Source organism: Ramlibacter sp. MAHUQ-53, from assembly GCF_052600055.1.
The window spans coordinates 25,300-42,798 of the sequence record NZ_JBQWTS010000014.1; the positions used below are offsets into that span (position 1 = coordinate 25,300).

Annotated in this window: 12 protein-coding genes; 7 read left to right on the top strand and 5 right to left on the bottom strand. The window is 71.3% G+C overall.

The window, feature by feature from the left end; translation table 11 throughout:
- Positions 1–29: 29 nt before the first annotated feature.
- The gene (ppa, locus tag ACT80S_RS17585; RefSeq protein ID WP_377418259.1) at positions 30–569 is read right to left on the bottom strand and encodes an inorganic diphosphatase; all 540 of its coding nucleotides are present in this window, start codon (positions 567–569) and stop codon (positions 30–32) included.
- A gap of 216 nt (positions 570–785) precedes the next feature.
- Between ppa and ACT80S_RS17590 the strand changes: the two genes are divergently transcribed.
- The 7 genes from ACT80S_RS17590 to ACT80S_RS17620 are packed head-to-tail and all read left to right on the top strand — an operon-like array spanning position 786 to position 11,512.
- Positions 786–2,855 carry a sodium-translocating pyrophosphatase gene (locus ACT80S_RS17590; protein ID WP_377418262.1) on the top strand — a complete coding sequence of 690 codons (2,070 nt, stop codon included), beginning with the start codon at positions 786–788 and terminating at the stop codon, positions 2,853–2,855.
- Between the two features lie 24 nt (positions 2,856–2,879).
- Positions 2,880–4,322 carry an aldehyde dehydrogenase family protein gene (locus tag ACT80S_RS17595; protein WP_377418265.1) on the top strand — a complete coding sequence of 481 codons (1,443 nt, stop codon included), beginning with the start codon at positions 2,880–2,882 and terminating at the stop codon, positions 4,320–4,322.
- 48 nt (positions 4,323–4,370) lie between these two features.
- Positions 4,371–5,627: an FAD-binding domain-containing protein gene (locus ACT80S_RS17600; RefSeq protein WP_377418268.1), complete on the top strand. Its 1,257-nt coding sequence runs from the start codon at positions 4,371–4,373 to the stop codon at positions 5,625–5,627.
- The gene (gene moaA / locus ACT80S_RS17605; RefSeq protein WP_377418271.1) at positions 5,620–6,735 is read left to right on the top strand and encodes a GTP 3',8-cyclase MoaA; all 1,116 of its coding nucleotides are present in this window, start codon (positions 5,620–5,622) and stop codon (positions 6,733–6,735) included. The genes ACT80S_RS17600 and moaA overlap by 8 nt, the downstream gene beginning before the upstream one ends.
- The gene (gene mobA / locus ACT80S_RS17610; RefSeq protein ID WP_377418274.1) at positions 6,732–7,334 is read left to right on the top strand and encodes a molybdenum cofactor guanylyltransferase MobA; all 603 of its coding nucleotides are present in this window, start codon (positions 6,732–6,734) and stop codon (positions 7,332–7,334) included. The genes moaA and mobA overlap by 4 nt, the downstream gene beginning before the upstream one ends.
- On the top strand, positions 7,331–8,611 hold the full coding sequence (gene moeA, locus ACT80S_RS17615; protein WP_377418277.1) for a molybdopterin molybdotransferase MoeA: 1,281 nt from the start codon (positions 7,331–7,333) through the stop codon (positions 8,609–8,611). Before mobA ends, moeA begins: the two co-directional genes overlap by 4 nt.
- 45 nt (positions 8,612–8,656) lie before the next feature.
- Complete coding sequence (locus ACT80S_RS17620; protein ID WP_377418280.1) at positions 8,657–11,512, top strand: bifunctional diguanylate cyclase/phosphodiesterase; 2,856 nt, start codon at positions 8,657–8,659, stop codon at positions 11,510–11,512.
- Positions 11,513–11,597: 85 nt separating this feature from the next.
- Here ACT80S_RS17620 and ACT80S_RS17625 read toward each other — a convergent pair whose 3' ends face one another.
- The 4 genes from ACT80S_RS17625 to ACT80S_RS17640 all read right to left on the bottom strand — a co-directional run bounded on the left by ACT80S_RS17625 (position 11,598) and on the right by ACT80S_RS17640 (position 17,490).
- Positions 11,598–14,729: an efflux RND transporter permease subunit gene (locus ACT80S_RS17625; protein ID WP_377418283.1), complete on the bottom strand. Its 3,132-nt coding sequence runs from the start codon at positions 14,727–14,729 to the stop codon at positions 11,598–11,600.
- Between the two features lie 18 nt (positions 14,730–14,747).
- Positions 14,748–16,109, bottom strand: coding sequence for an efflux RND transporter periplasmic adaptor subunit (locus ACT80S_RS17630; RefSeq protein ID WP_377418286.1), 1,362 nt, complete (start codon positions 16,107–16,109; stop codon positions 14,748–14,750).
- A gap of 155 nt (positions 16,110–16,264) precedes the next feature.
- On the bottom strand, positions 16,265–16,711 hold the full coding sequence (rnhA, locus tag ACT80S_RS17635; protein WP_377418289.1) for a ribonuclease HI: 447 nt from the start codon (positions 16,709–16,711) through the stop codon (positions 16,265–16,267).
- A complete protein-coding gene (locus tag ACT80S_RS17640; RefSeq protein ID WP_377418291.1) occupies positions 16,708–17,490 on the bottom strand; it encodes a class I SAM-dependent methyltransferase in 783 nt (260 codons plus the stop codon). The genes rnhA and ACT80S_RS17640 overlap by 4 nt, the downstream gene beginning before the upstream one ends.
- Between the last annotated feature and the right edge of the window lie 9 nt (positions 17,491–17,499).

The following is a 17,499-nucleotide window of genomic DNA, read 5'->3' on the forward strand; positions in this document are numbered from 1 at the left end:
AGCCGGCCTGGCGACCAGGCCGGGGACGATCAGCCCTGCTGGGCCTTCTTGTAGTTCTCGACGCCGTCCAGGATTTCCTTCTTGGCGGCTTCGGGGCCTTCCCAGCCCAGGACCTTGACCCACTTGCCGGCCTCGAGGTCCTTGTAGTGCTCGAAGAAGTGGGCGATGGTCTTCAGGCGCAGGGGGTTCATGTCCTCCGGCTTCTGCCAGTGCGTGTAGATCGGCAGGATCTTGTCGATCGGCACGGCCAGCACCTTGCCGTCCTCGCCGGCCTCGTCCTGCATCTTCAGGATGCCGATGGCGCGGCAGGGTACGACGACGCCCGGGATCAGGGGCACGGGGGTGATGACCAGCACGTCGACCGGGTCGCCGTCACCGGAGATGGTCTTGGGCACGTAGCCGTAGTTGGTCGGGTAGTGCATCGCGGTGCTCATAAAGCGGTCCACGAAGATGGCGCCCGACTCCTTGTCGACCTCGTACTTGACGGGGTCGGCGTTCATCGGGATTTCGATGATCACGTTGAAGGAATCGGGGATGTTCTTGCCGGCGGAAACTTGGTCGAGGGACATGGTGGAAGTCTCGTGTTGTCTCGTGAATGTCTCGGGAAAAACCCTGATTTTAGTTTCTCATCCTCGCCTTTCCCGGTTCTGACGCGCCAACCCACCTGTATATTGCCCTTGTTGGCCAATCGTCTCCGGCAGTCAGGGAGCCACGAGGAAGCAACGCAGCGGAAGCCCCGCCTGCGTGGCTTCCTCCAAGTTCAACAAAGACTGTAGGAGAAGAAGATGACAGGCAACTCGGCGCTGATCCTGGCGCTCGTCTGCGGACTGGCGGCCGTGATCTACGGTTTCTGGGCCCGCGGCTGGATCCTCTCGCAGGACGCCGGCAACCCCCGCATGCAGGAGATCGCCGCGGCCATCCAGGCCGGCGCGGCGGCCTACCTGGCGCGCCAGTACACCACCATCGCCATCGTCGGCGTGGTGCTGGCCATCCTGATCGGCATCTTCCTGGACGGCCTGACCGCCACCGGGTTCGTGGTCGGCGCGGTGCTCTCTGGCGCCTGCGGCTTCATCGGCATGAACGTCTCGGTGCGCGCCAACGTGCGCACCGCCCAGGCTGCCACCCGCGGCATCGGCCCGGCGCTGGACGTGGCCTTCCGCGGCGGCGCCATCACCGGCATGCTGGTGGTGGGCCTGGGCCTGCTGGGCGTGACGGCCTTCTACTGGTTCCTGGTCGGCAACGGCGCGGCCACCCCGGATCGCAAGCTCTCGGTGGTGCTCAATCCCCTGATCGGCTTCGCCTTCGGCTCCTCGCTGATCTCCATCTTCGCCCGGCTGGGCGGCGGCATCTTCACGAAGGGCGCTGACGTCGGCGCTGACCTGGTGGGCAAGGTCGAGGCCGGCATTCCCGAGGACGACCCGCGCAACCCCGCGGTGATCGCCGACAACGTGGGCGACAACGTCGGCGACTGCGCCGGCATGGCCGCCGACCTGTTCGAGACCTACGCGGTCACGCTGATCGCCACCATGGTGCTGGGCGCCCTGCTGGTGACCGCCGCGCCGGTGGCGGCCACGCTGTACCCGCTGGCGCTGGGCGGCGTGTCCATCATCGCCTCCATCATCGGCTGCGGCTTCGTCAAGGCCACGCCCGGCATGCGCAACGTGATGCCCGCCCTGTACAAGGGCCTGGCCATCGCCGGCGTGCTCTCGCTGGTGGCCTTCTACGGCGTGACCGTGTGGCTGGTGCCCGACGACGCCGTCGCCGCCTCCGGCTCGCAGATGCGCCTGTTCGGCGCCTGCGTGGTGGGCCTGGTGCTGACCGGCGCGCTGGTCTGGATCACCGAGTTCTACACCGGGACGCAGTATTCGCCGGTGCGCCACATCGCCCAGGCCTCCACCACCGGCCACGGCACCAACATCATCGCCGGCCTCGGCGTCTCGATGCGCTCGACCGCCTGGCCGGTGCTGTTCGTCTGCGCCGCCATCATCGCGGCCTACACGCTGGCCGGCCTGTACGGCGTGGCGGTGGCCGCCATGTCCATGCTGTCCATGGCCGGCATCGTGGTCGCCCTGGACGCCTACGGCCCGATCACCGACAACGCCGGCGGCATCGCCGAGATGGCCGAGATGCCCGCCTCGGTGCGCGACATCACCGACCCGCTGGACGCCGTGGGCAACACCACCAAGGCAGTCACCAAGGGCTACGCCATCGGCTCCGCGGGCCTGGCCTCGCTGGTGCTGTTCGCCGACTACACCCACAAGCTCGAGACCTACGGCAAGGCGATCAGCTTCGACCTGTCCGACCCGATGGTGATCATCGGCCTGTTCATCGGCGGCCTGATCCCCTACCTGTTCGGCGCCATGGCCATGGAGGCCGTGGGCCGCGCGGCCGGCGCGGTGGTGGTGGAGGTGCGCCGCCAGTTCGCCGAGATCAAGGGCATCATGGACGGCAGCGGCAAGCCCGAGTACGGCAAGGCGGTGGACATGCTCACCGGCGCCGCCATCAAGGAGATGGTGATCCCCTCCCTGCTGCCCGTGGTCGTGCCGATCGTGGTCGGCCTGGCGCTGGGCCCCAAGGCCCTGGGCGGCCTGCTCATGGGAACCATCGTCACCGGCCTGTTCGTCGCCATCTCCATGTGCACCGGCGGCGGCGCCTGGGACAACGCCAAGAAGTACATCGAGGACGGCCACCACGGCGGCAAGGGATCGGAAGCCCACAAGGCCGCCGTCACCGGTGATACCGTGGGCGATCCGTACAAGGACACGGCCGGCCCGGCCGTGAACCCGCTGATCAAGATCATCAACATCGTGGCGCTCCTGATCGTGCCGCTGGTGGTGCGCTTCCACGGCGGCTGATCGCGGCGGCGCCGAGGGGGCTGCATGCAACAGCACTTCATCGCCAACGCGCCGACCCCGGGGTCGACCGGCCGCACGCTGCCGGTCGTCGACCCCTCCGACGGCCTGCCCTACGACGAGATCGCCCGGGGCAGCGCCGAGGACATCGACCGCGCGGCCCGGGCCGCGCGCCAGTGCTTCGAGGCGGTCTGGAGCCGCATGGGCGCTCCGGAGCGCGGGCGCCTGCTGATGCGGCTGTCCCAGGCGGTGGCGGCCCATGCCGAGGAACTGGCCGGGATCGAGCAGCGCGATTGCGGCAAGCCGACCCGCCAGGCGCGCGCCGATGCCGCCATGCTGGCGCGCTACTTCGAGTTCTATGCCGGCGCCTGCGACAAGCTGCACGGCCAGACCCTGCCCTATGACGAGGACTACACCGTCCTGACCTGGCGCGAGCCGTACGGCGTCACCGGGCACATCATTCCCTGGAACTACCCCATGCAGCTGCTGGGGCGCAGCGTGGCGGCGGCCCTGGCCGCGGGCAACACCTGCGTGGTCAAGCCGGCCGAGGACGCCTGCCTGTCGGTGCTGCGGGTGGCCCAGCTCGCGGCCGACTGCGGTTTTCCCGCCGGCGCGATCAACGTGGTCACCGGCCTGGGCCACGAGGCCGGCGACGCGCTGGTGCGCCACCCCGAGGTGGACCACATCAGCTTCACCGGCAGCTCGCAGACCGGCGTGCAGGTGCAGCAGGCCGCGGCCCTGCGGCATTGCCCGGTGACGCTGGAGCTCAGTGGCAAGAGCCCGCAGATCCTGTTCGCCGACTGCGACCTGGGCCTGGCCGTGCCCACGGTGCTGGCCGCCATCTCGCAGAACGGCGGCCAGGCCTGTTCCGCCGGCTCGCGCCTGCTGGTGCAGGACGGCCTGTACGAGCCCCTGATGGAGCGCCTGGGCGAGGCCTTCGCCAGGCTGCGGGTGGGGCCGGCGTCGATGGACCTGGACCTCGGCCCCCTGATCCGCCCCGGGCAGATGCAGCGGGTCTGGGACTTCCTGTCCGACGCGCAGCATGCCGGCATTCCCATCGTGGCCGAGGGCCGCATCGTCGACGAGGCGCCGGAGTCGGGCTTCTACCAGGCCCCCGCGCTGCTGCGGGACGTGCCCGCGGGCCACCGGCTGGCCCGCGAGGAGGTCTTCGGCCCGGTGCTGGCCGCCATGCGCTTCGCCGACGAGGACGAGGCGGTGCGCCTGGCCAATGCCACCGAGTTCGGCCTGGTCGCCGGCGTCTGGACCCGTGACGGCGGCCGCCAGCTGCGCATGGCCCGCCGCATCCGCAGCGGCCAGGTGTTCATCAACAACTACGGCGCGGGAGGCGGCGTCGAGCTTCCCTTCGGCGGCGTGAAGGCCTCGGGCCACGGCCGCCAGAAGGGCTTCGAGGCCCTGTACGGGTTCACCACGGTCAAGACGGTCGCGATCCGCCACGGCCAGCCCCGCTGAAAGCCCCGGCGCGGGCGGGCGCGGCGCGATGCGCCAACAATGCGGCGCATGCCGTTTTCCCCCGAGACCCTGGACCGCCTCGGCGTTCCTGCGCACCTGCGCAGCTTCGAGCCGACGCGCGAGGCCGCCCTGGCGCGGGCGGCCCGCGCCGAGCCAGGCCCCTACGCCCGCACCCGCAACCGGCTCGATGGCGCGGTCACCGGCCTGTCGCCCTACCTGACGCACGGGCTGGTGACCCTGCCCGAGGTGGCCGCCGTCGTGGACCGCCGCCACGGCCTCGGCCCGCAGGACAAGCTGGCCAGCGAATTCGGCTGGCGCGAGTTCTTCCACCACGCCTGGGCCCACGCCGGCGACGCGATCCTCGAGGACATGCGCCCCACCCTGCCCTGGCCCGGGCGCTATGCCGACGCCGTGCCGGCCGACGTGCGCGAGGGACGCACCGGCGTGCCGGCCATCGATGCCGCGGTACGCGTGCTGTACGCCACCGGCTACCTCCACAACCACGCCCGCCTCTGGCTGGCGAGCTACCTCGTCCACCTGCGCAAGGTCCGCTGGCGCGCCGGGGCCGACTGGCTGTGGGGCCACCTGCTCGATGGCGACCTCGCCAGCAACCACCTCGGCTGGCAGTGGGTGGCGGGCAGCTTTTCGGCCAAGCCCTACCTGTTCAACGCGCGGAACGTGGCAGCGTTCGCCCCGGCCGGCGCGGCCGCGGCCTGGGACAGCACCGGCACCGTGATCGACGCCGGCGACGAGGCGCTGGCGGGGCTGGCTTACCGCGCTGCGGACCTCGGCCCGCAGCGCCCCGACGCGCCAGGCGTGGCCGAGCCCTCGCTGCTGGCGGCCCCGCCGGCCGGCCTGCTCGCGGGCCTGTCCTGTCCCCTGTCCCGGGGCGAAGCCCCCGACACCGCGGGCCGCCCGCTGGAACTCGTGCACCCCTGGGCCCTGGGCCCGGGCGGCACGCCCGGCGCCTTCCGCCTCGGCGTGGTCCACCTGCCCGCCCACGTGGACTGGCCCTGGAGCGAGCGGCGCTGGCGCTTCATGCTGGGCGCGATGGCGGCGAGCTGCGACGCGATCTGGCTCGGTGACCTGCACCGACTGCACCTGGCCCGCCGGCCAGCCACCGCGACGGCCTGCGCCTTCCCGGGCTACCGGCAGGCCTGGGCCAGCCTGGGCGTGCAGGCCCGGCCGGTGCCCCGCCTGTTCGCGGCGCCTCCGGCGGCGGCGCGCTCGTTCAGCGCGTTCTGGCGCCACGCGGGCCGCCACGCCATGGGCCTCCCGGGTGAAGGACAATCACGCCATGGCTGAACGCGTGATTCCCCTGGTACCCCATCGCCCCGCCGGCCGGCCGATGGCCGTGCCCGAACAGCCCCTGCCCGCTGACGGGCGCGTCGCCGATGCCCTGGGCCGGCCGCTGCGCGACCTGCGCATCAGCGTGACCGACCGCTGCAACTTCCGCTGCAGCTACTGCATGCCCAAGGAGGTGTTCGACAAGGACTACCCCTACCTGCCGCATGCCGACCTGCTCACGTTCGAGGAGATCACCCGCGTGGCCCGCGCCTTCATGGCCCTGGGCGTGCGCAAGATCCGGCTCACCGGCGGCGAGCCCCTGCTTCGCAAGAACATCGAGGTGCTGATCGCGCAGCTGGCCCAGCTGCGCACCGTCGACGGCGCCCCGCCCGACCTGACCCTCACCACCAACGGCTCGCTGCTGGCGCGCAAGGCCGCCGCGCTCAAGGCCGCCGGCCTGAACCGCGTGACGGTGAGCCTCGACGGGCTGGACGACCTCGTCTTCCGCCGCATGAACGACGTCGACTTCCCGGTGGCCGAGGTGCTGGCCGGTATCGACGCGGCCAAGCGGGCGGGCCTGGGCCCGGTCAAGGTCAACATGGTCGTCAAGCGCGGCACCAACGACCACGAGATCGTGCCGATGGCGCGGCACTTCCGCGGCACCGGCCACGTGCTTCGCTTCATCGAGTACATGGACGTGGGCGCCACCAACGGCTGGCGCATGGACGAAGTCCTGCCCTCGGCCGAGGTCCAGCGCCTGATCCACGCCGAGATGCCCCTGGCGCCCCTGGAACACAGCGCGCCGGGCGAGACCGCGCAGCGCTGGGCCTATGCGGACGGCAGCGGCGAGGTCGGCTTCATCAGCAGCGTCACCCAGGCCTTCTGCGGCGACTGCAACCGCGCCCGCCTGTCCACCGAGGGCCAGGTCTACCTGTGCCTCTTCGCCTCGCAGGGCCACGACCTGCGCGCCCTGGTGCGCGGCGGCGCCAGCGATGCCCAACTCGCCGCGGCCGTGGGCCACCTCTGGCAGGGCCGCGCGGACCGCTATTCCCAATTGCGCAGCGAGCTGGCGCCCGACACGGGCAGCGGCCGCCGTCGCGTCGAAATGAGCTACATCGGCGGATGATCACTTCCCTCGACATCACCGGCCTGGTCCTGGCCGGCGGCCGCGGCTCCCGCATGGGCGGGGTCGACAAGGGCCTGCAGAACTTCAACGGCATCCCCCTGGCCCTGCACACCCTGATGCGGCTGCAGCCGCAGGTGGCGCAGGTCCTGGTCAATGCGAACCGCAACCTCTCGGCCTACGAGTCGTTCGGCGCGCCGGTGTGGCATGACGCCCTGCCCGACTTCGCCGGCCCGCTGGCGGGGTTCATGACCGGGCTGTCGCACTGCGAGACGCCCTACCTCGTCACCGTGCCCTGCGACACGCCGCTGTTCCCGCTGGACCTGGTCGAGCGCCTGGCCGCCGCGCTCGAGACGCAGGATGCCGAGATCGCCATGGCCGCTGCGCCCGAGGCCGACGGCCAGGTGCGCACCCAGCCCGTGTTCTGCCTGCTGCGGGCCGACCTGATCGACAGCCTGACCCGCTTCACCCAGGCCGGCGGCCGCAAGATCGACGCCTGGACCGCCCAGCACCGGCAGGTGGTCGTGCCCTTCGACGACCCGAACGCCTTCTTCAACGCCAACACCCTGGCCGAGCTGCGCCAGCTGGAGCAGCCGCGATGAAGACACTGGAGCAGATCGCCGCCGAGCTCCAGGGCTATGACCCGCAGGCCCTGCCGGCCGCCGCGGTCAACGACTTCCTGGCCCGCCTGGCCGAGCCCGTCGCCGGGTCCGAAACGGTGGGCGTGCTCGATGCCCTGGGCCGCGTGCTGGCCGAGGACCTGGTCTCCCCCATCAGCGTGCCGCCCCACGACAACTCCGCGATGGACGGCTTCGCCTTCGACGGCGCGCAGCTGCGCCCCGACGCGCCGCTGGTGCTGGAGCCGGTCGGCACCGCCCTGGCCGGCAAGGCCTGGCAGGGCGCGGTCGGACCGGGCCAGTGCGTGAAGATCATGACCGGGGCCATCATGCCGGCGGGCCTGGACACGGTGGTGCCGCAGGAGTTCACCCGCCCCGCCGGCGAGGGCCGCATCGAGGTCCCCGCCGGCGCGCTCAAGGCCGGCGACAACCGCCGCCTGTGCGGCGAGGACCTGATGGCGGGCCGCCCCGCCCTGCTGCGCGGCGAGCGCCTGGGTCCGGCGGCCTGCGGCCTGGTCGCCAGCCTGGGGCTGGCCGAGGTGAAGGTCGTGCGCCGCCTGAAGGTGGCCTACTTCTCCACCGGCGACGAGATCCTGAGCCTGGGCGAGGCGCCGCGCGAGGGCGCGGTCTACGACAGCAACCGCTACACGGTGCGCGGCCTGCTGCAGCGCCTTGGGTGCGAGGTCATCGACCTGGGTGTGGTGCGCGATGAACCGGCCCGCCTGGAGGCCGCCTTCCGGCAGGCCGCGGCGCAGGCCGACGCCATCATCACCAGCGGCGGCGTCAGCGTGGGCGAGGCCGACTTCACCAAGGCCATGATGCGCCAGCTAGGCGACGTCGCCTTCTGGAAGATCGCCATGCGCCCGGGCCGCCCGATGGCGGTGGGCCGCATCACCGAGGGCGGACGCAGCGCCGTCCTGTTCGGGCTGCCCGGCAACCCGGTGGCGGTGATGGTCACCTTCCTGGCCTTCGTGCGTCCCGCCCTGCTGCGGATGATGGGCGCGCGCGACACGGCGCCCGTGCTGCTGCGGGCGCGCAGCGCCGAGGCCCTGCGCAAGAAACCCGGCCGCACCGAGTACCAGCGCGGCATCGTTGCCCCCGGGCCGGACGGCGCCCTCACCGTGCGCACCACCGGCAACCAGGGCTCGGGCGTCCTCAGCTCGATGGTCCAGGGCAACGGCCTGGTCGTCCTGCACCATGCGCAGGGCAACGTCGCCGTCGGCGACGAGGTGGACGTGCTGATGTTCGACGGGGCGATCTGACCCCCCTGCGGCTCGTTTAAGCTCGGCGGCGAGGAGAACACGGGCATGCCCCTCGCCACCCCGCACCAGCACCGCATCATCCAGGCCTTCACCCGAAGCTCGGTCAAGGCCCGGGTGACCATCCTGGTCCTGGTCGTCATGCTGGCCAGCGCGCTGGCCACCAGCCTCTACGGCAACCGCCTCCTCGAGGACGACCTCGAGCGGCTCCTGAGCGCGCAGCAGTTCGAGGCCAGCAAGATCCTCGCGAACACCATCGACCAGCAACTGTCCGAGCGCCTGGCGGCCCTGGACGAGATCGGCCGGCTCGCCGGCCAGCGCCATGCGGACCCGGGCGACATGCAGGCGCTGCTCGCCGGTTCGGTGACGCTCCAGCAGATGTTCAATGGCGGCCTGTTCATCACCGACCCCGGCGGCACCGCGGTCGCCTCGGTCCCCACGGCGGTGCCCCGGGTCGGCCTCGACTACTCGGACCGTGACTACGTGCGCGCCGTGATGGCCACTGGCCAGCGCGTCGTCAGCCGCCCCACGGTGGGCAAGGCCCTGGGCGTGCCGGTGCTGGTACTGGCCGCGCCCGTGCGCAACATCCGCGGCGAGGTCACCGGGGTGGTCGCCGGCGTCATCGAACTGCACAGGCCCAACTTCCTCGACGCGGTGAAGGCCAGCCCGTTCGGCCAGCAGGGCACCTTCCTGCTGGTGGCGCCGGACCACCGGCTGGTGATCACCGCCTCCGACCCGAAGCGGGTGATGGACGCCATGCCGCCGCCGGGCGCCGTGCCGGCGATCGACCGCTTCGCCGAGGGCTTCGAGGGCTCCGCCATCCTCACCAACCCGCAGGGCGTGCGATCGCTGTCGTCGGCCAAGCGCATCCCCGTCGCCAACTGGTACCTGGTGACCTCCATGCCCACCGAGATCGCCTTCGCCCCGGCGCGCCAGATGCAGTTGCGCCTGCTGGCGGCCTCCGCCGTGCTGGCCCTGGCCTCGGGTCTGCTGGTCTGGTGGGTGATCCGCCGCCAGCTCGAGCCGCTGCAGGCGGCCGCCGAGGCCATCGCCGGCCTGTCCGAGGACGACCTGGCCACCGGCCGGGTGCAGCCGCTGCCGCCCGGGCGCGCCGACGAGATCGGGCAGCTGATCGAGCGGTTCAACATGCTGCTGATGAACCTGCGGCGGCAGAATGACGCGCTCGAAAAGAGCGAGCTGCTTTACAGCACCGCGTTCCGCACGATCCCCGACGCGGTCAGCCTCTCCCGCTTGGACGACGGCGTCTTCCTCGCCGCCAACGACAGCTTTGCCCGGATCTTCGGCTGGAAGGCCTCCGAGATCATCGGCCGGTCCGCGCTGGAGATATCGCTGTGGCGACGCCCCGGCGACCGGATCGCGCTCACGCGGACCCTTCAGCTCCACGGCCACTGCGACAACCAGGAGGTCGAGTTCGTCACCCGCGACGGGCGCGTGATCGTCGCCGAGATGAGTGCCACCCGGCTCGAGCTCGAAGGCGTGGAATGCCTGCTCGGCGTGGTCCACGACATCACTGCCCGCAAGCAGGCGCAGCAGCAGATCGAGGTGCTGGCCTTCACCGACGCCCAGACCGGTCTGCCCAATCGCCGCCTGTTCCTCGATCGCCTCGAGCAGGCCCTGCCCGACATGCGCCGGCGCGGGGAGCGCGGCGCCCTGGTGCTGGTGGGCCTGGAGCAGTTCGGCGCGCTGCATGCCCGCATCGGCACGATGCAGGCCGACGAACTCCTGCAGGTGATCGGCCGCCGCCTGGACATGGGCGCGCGTGACTCGGGCGTCGTCGCCCACCTGGGCAACGGCGAGTTCGCGGTGCTGGCCAAGGGCCTGTCGCCGGGGATGGACATCGCGGCCACCGAGATGCGCCGCCTGGCCGCAGTCCTCCTGGACCTGGCGCAGCAGCCGGTGCAGGTCGAGGGCCGCAACCTGCACTGCACGGCCACCGTGGGCATCGCCCGCGTCGGCGACGACGACGCCGAAACGGCCGAGGGCCTGCTGCAGCAGGCCGAACTGGCCCTGACCCACGGGCGCGCCGGCGCGCATGCGGTGACGCTGTTCGAGCCGGGCATGCAGGCCAGCGCGGTGGCGGTCGCCGAGACCGAGGCGGGCTTGCGCAAGGCGCTGGCCGACGGCGAACTCGAGCTGTTCTACCAGCCCCAGGTGGATGGCACCGGCTGGATCATCGGCGCCGAGGCCCTGCTGCGATGGCGCCACCCGGTGCGCGGGCTGGTGCCGCCGGATGAATTCATTCCGGTGGCCGAGCGCGGCGGGCTGATCACCGCGCTGGGTCAATGGGCCGTGGACAGCGCCTGCCGAAGGCTCGCCTTCTGGGCCAGCGACCCGGTGATGGCGGCGCTGACCATCGGCGTCAACGTGAGCCCCCGCCAGTTCCGCGAGCCGGCGTTCGTGGACCACATCCTGGCGCGCCTGGAGGCCACCGGCGCGCGCCCCGACCGGTTGAAGCTGGAGCTGACCGAAAGCGTGCTGCTGGACGACCCCGGCGCCACCGCCAGCCGCATGCGCACGCTCAAGTCGCACGGCGTCTCCTTCTCGCTGGACGATTTCGGCACCGGGTTCTCGTCCCTGGCCTACCTGCAGCACCTGCCGCTGGACGAACTCAAGATCGACCGGCGCTTCGTGGTGGGCATCGCCGGCAGCGGCGGGGACCGCGCCATCGCCCGCACCATCGTCGCCCTGGGCGACAGCCTGGGCCTGCAGGTGCTGGCCGAAGGGGTCGAGACCGAGGCGCAGCAGGCGGCCCTGGCCGAGGTGGGTTGCGCCCGCTTCCAGGGCTACCTGTTCGGGCGGCCCCTGCCGCTGGATGATTTCGAGGCGCTGGTGCGCAAGCAGTTCGCGCGCAGCGCCGAGGAGGCCGCGCCCGAGGAGGCCTGAGGCCCCGGGCCGACCGCGCCGCAGGAGGCGCCGGCACCGCCAGCGCTCACCAGCCCGCACCCTCACGAGGTGCGAGCGGCCAGGCTCACTTGGCGATCAGGTCGCCGTGGTGGGCCGACGCCTCGCGGGCCTCGGCCTTGATCGCGCCCGGCACGGCCTGGCGCGCGAACAGCAGGTACATGGTGGGCACGACGAAGATCGTCAGCACCGTGCCCAGTGACATGCCGCCCACGATCACCCAGCCGATCTGCTGGCGGCTCTCGGCACCAGCGCCGGTGGCGATGGCCAGGGGCACAGCGCCCAGCACCATGGCGCCGGTCGTCATGAGAATGGGGCGCAGGCGCTGCTCCGCGGCCTTGACCACGGCATCCACCAGCTCCAGCCCCTGCTCGCGCAGCTGGTTGGCGAACTCCACGATCAGGATGCCGTGCTTGGTGATCAGGCCCACCAGCGTGATGAGGCCGATCTGCGAGTACACGTTCAGCGAGCCGCCCGACCACTTCAGCGCCAGCAGCGCGCCGATCATGGACAGCGGCACCGACAGCATGATCACGAACGGGTCGACGAAGCTCTCGAACTGCGCCGCCAGCACCAGGAAGATGAACAGCAGCGCCAGCACGAACACGATGGCCAGCGCGCCCTGCGAGTTGCGGAATTCGCGCGAGGTGCCGTTCAGGTCGGTGCTGTAGCCGGGCTTGAGCACCTTGGCCGCGGTCTGGTTCATGAACTCCAGCGCCTGGCCCAGCGAGTAGTCGGGCGAGAGGTTGGCCGTGATGGTGACCGAGCGGCGCTGGCCGAAGTGATTGAGTTCGCGCGGGCTCACGCTCTCGCGGGTCTTCACCAGGGCCGACAGCGGGATCATGGTGTCGTTGCGACCGCGCACGTAGATCGAGTCGATGTCCTCCGGCACGGTGCGGTCGCTGGCGCGGTTCTGGATGATCACGTCGTACTGCTCGGCGTCGCGCTTGTAGCGGGTGACCTGGCGGCCGCCCAGCGTGGTCTCCAGCGCGCGCGCCACCACGTCGACGCCGATGCCCAGGTCGGCGGCCTTGTCGCGGTCCACGGTGATGCGCAGCTCCGGCTTGTTCAGGCGCAGGTCCACGTCGGGCTGCAGGATGCCGGGGTTCTTGGCCATCTCGTCGAGGAACTGCCGGGTCACCCGGTTCAGGTTCTCGTAGCTGTCCGAGGTCTGGATCACGAAGTTCAGCGGCCGGTCGCGGAAGCCCTGCCCCAGCGAGGGCGGCGTGATCACGAAGGCGCTCACGCCCGCCAGGCCGGCGATGCGCGGCCCCATCTCGCGGGCCACCTCCAGGGTGGTGCGGTTGCGTTCTTCCCAGGCGCGGGCGCGCATCACCACCGAGCCCTGGGACACGGTGGGGTTGCCCATGCTGGCGAAGATGCGGTCGAACTCGGGGTACTGGCTGGCGATGCGCTCGATCACCTTGGCGTAGCGGTCGGTGTATTCGAGGGTGGCGCCGTCGGGCGCGTTGACCACCGTGAGGATGGTGCCGCGGTCCTCCAGCGGCGCCAGCTCCGACTTCATCGAGGGCCAGACCCAGGCGATGGCGCCGGCGCTGGCGAGCATCACCGCCAGCACCAGCCAGCGCGCCTGCAGCAGCCAGCCGCGCGCGCCGCCGGCGCCCGAGCGCGTGAGCAGCACCCAGCGCAGGGCCCGGGCGTAGCCGGTGGACAGGGCGGTGAGCCAGCGCTCCATGCTGCGGTCGAACCAGGTCGGCTTCGGGTTGTGGCGCAGCAGCTTGGAACACATCATGGGCGTGAGCGTCAGCGCCACGAAGCCCGAGACCAGCACCGCGCCGGCCAGGGCCAGCGCGAACTCCACGAACAGGCGGCCGGTGCGCCCCGGCGTGAAGGCCAGGGGGGCATACACCGCCACCAGGGTCAGCGTCATCGCCACCACCGCGAAGCCGATCTCGCGCGCGCCCTTGATGGAGGCGGAGAACGGGTCCATGCCCTCCTCGATGTGCCGGAAGATGTTCTCCAGCATCACGATGGCGTCGTCCACCACCAGGCCGATGGCCAGCACCAGCGCCAGCAGGGTCAGCGTGTTGATGGTGAAGCCGGCCAGCGCCATCAGCGCGAAGGTGCCGATCAGGCTCACCGGGATGGTGACGATGGGAATGACCGAGGCGCGAAGCGTGCGCAGGAACACGAAGATCACCAGGGCCACCAGGATGATGGCCTCGGCGACGGTCTTGTAGACGTTCTTGACCGAGCGGTCGATGAACAGCGAGTTGTCGTTGGCGACCTCGATGTTGATGCTCTCGGGCAGGTCGGCCTTGAGCTTGGGGATCATGTCGCGCACGCCCGCCGACAGCGTCAGCGGGTTGGCGGTGGCCTGGCGGATCACCCCCGCGGAGATGGCCTGGCGGCCATTGAGGCGCACCGCGCTGCGCTCGTCGGCGGGCCCTTCCTCGATGCGCGCCACGTCACGCAGCTTCACCGGGAAGCCGTTGACGGTACGGATCACGATGTCGCCGAACTGGCCGGCGCGCACCAGGTCGGTCTGCGAGGTCACGCTGAACTCGCGCTGGCTCGACTCGATGCGGCCGGCCGGCACGTCCAGGTTGTTGCGGCGCACCGCGTCCTCGATGTCCTGCGGGGTCAGGCGGTAGCCGGCCATGCGGTCCGGGTCCAGCCACACGCGCATCGCGTACTTGCGCTCGCCGAAGATGCGCACGTCGGCCACGCCGGTGACGGTCTGCAGGCGCGGCTTGACGACCCGGTTCACCAGGTCGTTGATCTGCAGCGGGTTGAGGGTGTCGCTGCTGAAGGCCAGCCAGATCACCGGGAAGGCGTCGGCCTCCACCTTGGCGATCACCGGCTCGTCGATGGTGGCCGGCAGGCGGTTTCGCACGCGCGAGGTGCGGTCACGCACCTCGGCGGCGGCGGCATCGGCATCTTTCTCGAGGCGGAAGCGCACCGAGATCTGGCTCTGCTCGGCCCGGCTGATCGAGGTGATCACGTCGACCGCGTCGATGCCGGCGATGGAGTCCTCCAGCGGCTTGGAGATCTGCGACTCGACCACCTCGGCAGAGGCGCCGGGGTACTTCACGCTGACGGTGACGACCGGCTCGTCGATCTTGGGGTACTCGCGCACCGACAGCCGATTGAAGCTGACTGCGCCGATCAGGAGCACCAGCAGGGACAGCACGGTCGCGAAGACCGGCCGGCGGATGGAGATTTCGGGCAGTTGCATGGTGGCCTCCCTGCGCGATCAGGAGCGCTTGTCGCGGCCGGCGCCGGTGCCCGGCCCGCCGCCCAGCAGCGCCAGGCACGGATCGACGCCCTCGGGCTTGGGTTCGGGCCTGCCGGCGGCGCGGGCAGACGCCGCGGCGGCGGGAGCCGGTGTGGCGGCAACCGCGGCGGCCGGTGCGGAGGCCGCGGTCGCATTCGGCGCCGCAGCGCCCGAGGCCGCGCCAGCCGGCGCCGACGCGCCCGGTGCCGCGCCATTGCCCGGGCCGCGGCCCGGTTCGACCACGCGCACCGCCATGCCATCGCGCTGCACGCGCTGCTGGCCGGCGACCACCACCGTGTCACCCGGCTCGAGCCCCTCGAGGATCTCGACCTTACCGGGCAGCCGCAGGCCCACCTTGACCTCGACGCGCTGGGCGACCTTGCCGTCCGCGCCGTCGGCCACCTTGATCACGAACTGCCTGCCGCCCTGGGGCACGATGGCCTCCTCGGGCACCACGCGGGCCTCGCTGCGCTCGCCGAAGACGGCGGTCACGCGGGCGAACATGCCGGGACGCAGCTGCTGCAGGCGGTTGTCGATGCAACCGCGCACGCCGACCGAGCGGCCGTTGGCGTCCACCAGCGGGTCGATGGCCAGGATGCGGGCGTTGAAGCTGCGGCCCGGGAGCGCGTCGATGCCGACCTTGGCCACCTGGCCCGGGCGCAGCTTGGTCTGGAAGCGTTCCGGCAGGCGGTAGTCGACGAGGATCGCGTCCAGGTCCTCGAGGTTGACGATGTCGGCACCGTCCTTGAGGTAGTCGCCCACGTTCACCGAGCGGATGCCGGCGATGCCGTCGAACGGCGCGAGGATGCGCAGGCGGTTGGCGGTGGCCTCGGCCAGGGCCAGCTTGGCCTGGGCCACCTGGAGCGCCGCGCCGCTCTCGTCGACCGAGCGCTGGCTGATGAAGTTCTGGGCCACCAGCTCCTGGTTCCGCTTGTGGTTCGCCTGCGCGATGGACAACTCGGCGCGGGCCTGGGCCACCTGGGCGCGGGGCAGCTCGTCGTCGAGCTGCACCATCACCTGGCCGCGCTTCACGCGCTGGCCGTCACGGAAATTGATCTGCGCGATGCGCCCGCTCACCTCGGGGCGCACCACCACGTTCTGCCGGGAGCGCAGCGTGCCCACGGCCTGGGCGTCATCCACCAGCCGGGCCACCTCCACCTTCGCCACCTCCACGGACGGCGCGCGCGCCGGGCCGGAGGCCGCCCCCGAAGCGGCCGGGGCCGCCGCGCCGGCAACCGCATCGGCCGGGCGCTGGGGCTTGTTCTGGTACCACCAGGCAGCGCCGGAAGCGGCAGCGATGCCGACGGCGGCCACCACGGTGTAAAGGGGTCTGGTTGCCATTGACGCGAACTTTCTTTTGATTCTCTGGTGGGGAGGAAGGTGCCCGCAGCACTTGTCTCGATGCGTAACAGGCCAATGTATCAGCGCCGTGTGAACGGCGCGTCAAGCCCGCGACAGCCCACCCCGAAAGGGGTAGGTCGAAAGGTCGTGGCGCCTCAGCGCTTGAGGGCCAGCTCGACGCCGCGATTGGCGAGGGCGTCGGCGCGCTCGTTGCCGGGGTCACCGTTGTGGCCCCGCACCCAGCGCCAGTCGATCTTGTGCTCGCCCTCGTTGACCAGCTTGTCCAGCTGCTGCCACAGCTCGACGTTCTTCACCGGGGTCTTGCCCGCGGTGCGCCAGCCCTTGGCCTTCCAGCCGGGGAGCCACTCGGTGATGCCCTTGAGGACGTACTGGCTGTCCAGGTAGAGGGTGACGTGGCAGGGGCGCTTGAGGGCGAGCAGCGCCTGGATCACGGCCATGAGCTCCATGCGGTTGTTGGTGGTGCCGAGTTCGCCGCCGAACAGCTCCTTCTCATTGGGGCCGGACTTGAGCAGGACGCCCCAGCCGCCCGGGCCCGGGTTGCCCTTGCAGGCGCCGTCGGTGTAGATGACGATGGAATTCACGAAGCGATGTCTTGTGTGGAGTCTTGTCGATGGTGCCGCACCCGGTGCCCCCGATTGGCCAGGGGCATCGGCGCGGACGCGATTGTCGCCGGGCGCCTCCAGGCCGGGCCGATCAGCCGGGCCCCGCGCACGCGCTTGACCGCCACCATGAAATACGCCGCGCCGAAGATCGGCCACCAGCGCTGGCCCACCGCGTCCATCCACTCGAAACGCTGCAGCCACTGCTCGGTGCCCAGGGCCGGGCGCCAGCAGCCGAAATGCGCGGCCTCCACCTCGAAATTGAGCAGCCGCAGCCAGTCCCGCAGCCGGTGCCAGCCGATGAACTCGCCCGCGGCCGGCAGGTACAGCTCTCCCAGGCCCAGGCGCCGGTACAGGTGCGCCCGGCGCTGGCGCAGGCCCCACAGGCTGGCGGGGTTGAAGCCGGAGATCACCACCTTGCCCTCGGGCACCAGCACCCGCTCGACCTCGCGCAGCGTGGCGTGCGGGTCCTGGCTCCTCTCCAGGGAGTGCGGCAGGGCCACCAGGTCCAGGCTGGCGGCGTCGAAGGGCAAGGCATGCAGGCCGGTGCGCAGGGCGGGGGCCGGGCCTGGCGGGCAGTCCTCGCCGGGCTCCAGGCCCAGCCAGCGGTGGGGCATGCGGTTGGTGCGCAGGGCGTCGAGCGGGCCCAGGCCCAGTTGCAGCGCGTGGTAGCCGAAGATGTCGGCCACGGCCTCGTCGAAGGCCGCCTGCTCCCAGGCCCGCAGGTAGCGGCCGGGGGGCGTGTCGAACCAGGACTGCATTCCTATAAT

Excerpts from the sequence above, each read along its gene's own strand:
- ppa (WP_377418259.1), bottom strand. The coding sequence starts at position 569 with ATGTCCCTCGACCAAGTTTCCGCCGGCAAGAACATCCCCGATTCCTTC.
- ACT80S_RS17590 (WP_377418262.1), top strand. The coding sequence starts at position 786 with ATGACAGGCAACTCGGCGCTGATCCTGGCGCTCGTCTGCGGACTGGCG.
- ACT80S_RS17595 (WP_377418265.1), top strand. The coding sequence starts at position 2,880 with ATGCAACAGCACTTCATCGCCAACGCGCCGACCCCGGGGTCGACCGGC.
- ACT80S_RS17600 (WP_377418268.1), top strand. The coding sequence starts at position 4,371 with ATGCCGTTTTCCCCCGAGACCCTGGACCGCCTCGGCGTTCCTGCGCAC.
- moaA (WP_377418271.1), top strand. The coding sequence starts at position 5,620 with ATGGCTGAACGCGTGATTCCCCTGGTACCCCATCGCCCCGCCGGCCGG.
- mobA (WP_377418274.1), top strand. The coding sequence starts at position 6,732 with ATGATCACTTCCCTCGACATCACCGGCCTGGTCCTGGCCGGCGGCCGC.
- moeA (WP_377418277.1), top strand. The coding sequence starts at position 7,331 with ATGAAGACACTGGAGCAGATCGCCGCCGAGCTCCAGGGCTATGACCCG.
- ACT80S_RS17620 (WP_377418280.1), top strand. The coding sequence starts at position 8,657 with ATGCCCCTCGCCACCCCGCACCAGCACCGCATCATCCAGGCCTTCACC.
- ACT80S_RS17625 (WP_377418283.1), bottom strand. The coding sequence starts at position 14,729 with ATGCAACTGCCCGAAATCTCCATCCGCCGGCCGGTCTTCGCGACCGTG.
- ACT80S_RS17630 (WP_377418286.1), bottom strand. The coding sequence starts at position 16,109 with ATGGCAACCAGACCCCTTTACACCGTGGTGGCCGCCGTCGGCATCGCT.
- ACT80S_RS17640 (WP_377418291.1), bottom strand. The coding sequence starts at position 17,490 with ATGCAGTCCTGGTTCGACACGCCCCCCGGCCGCTACCTGCGGGCCTGG.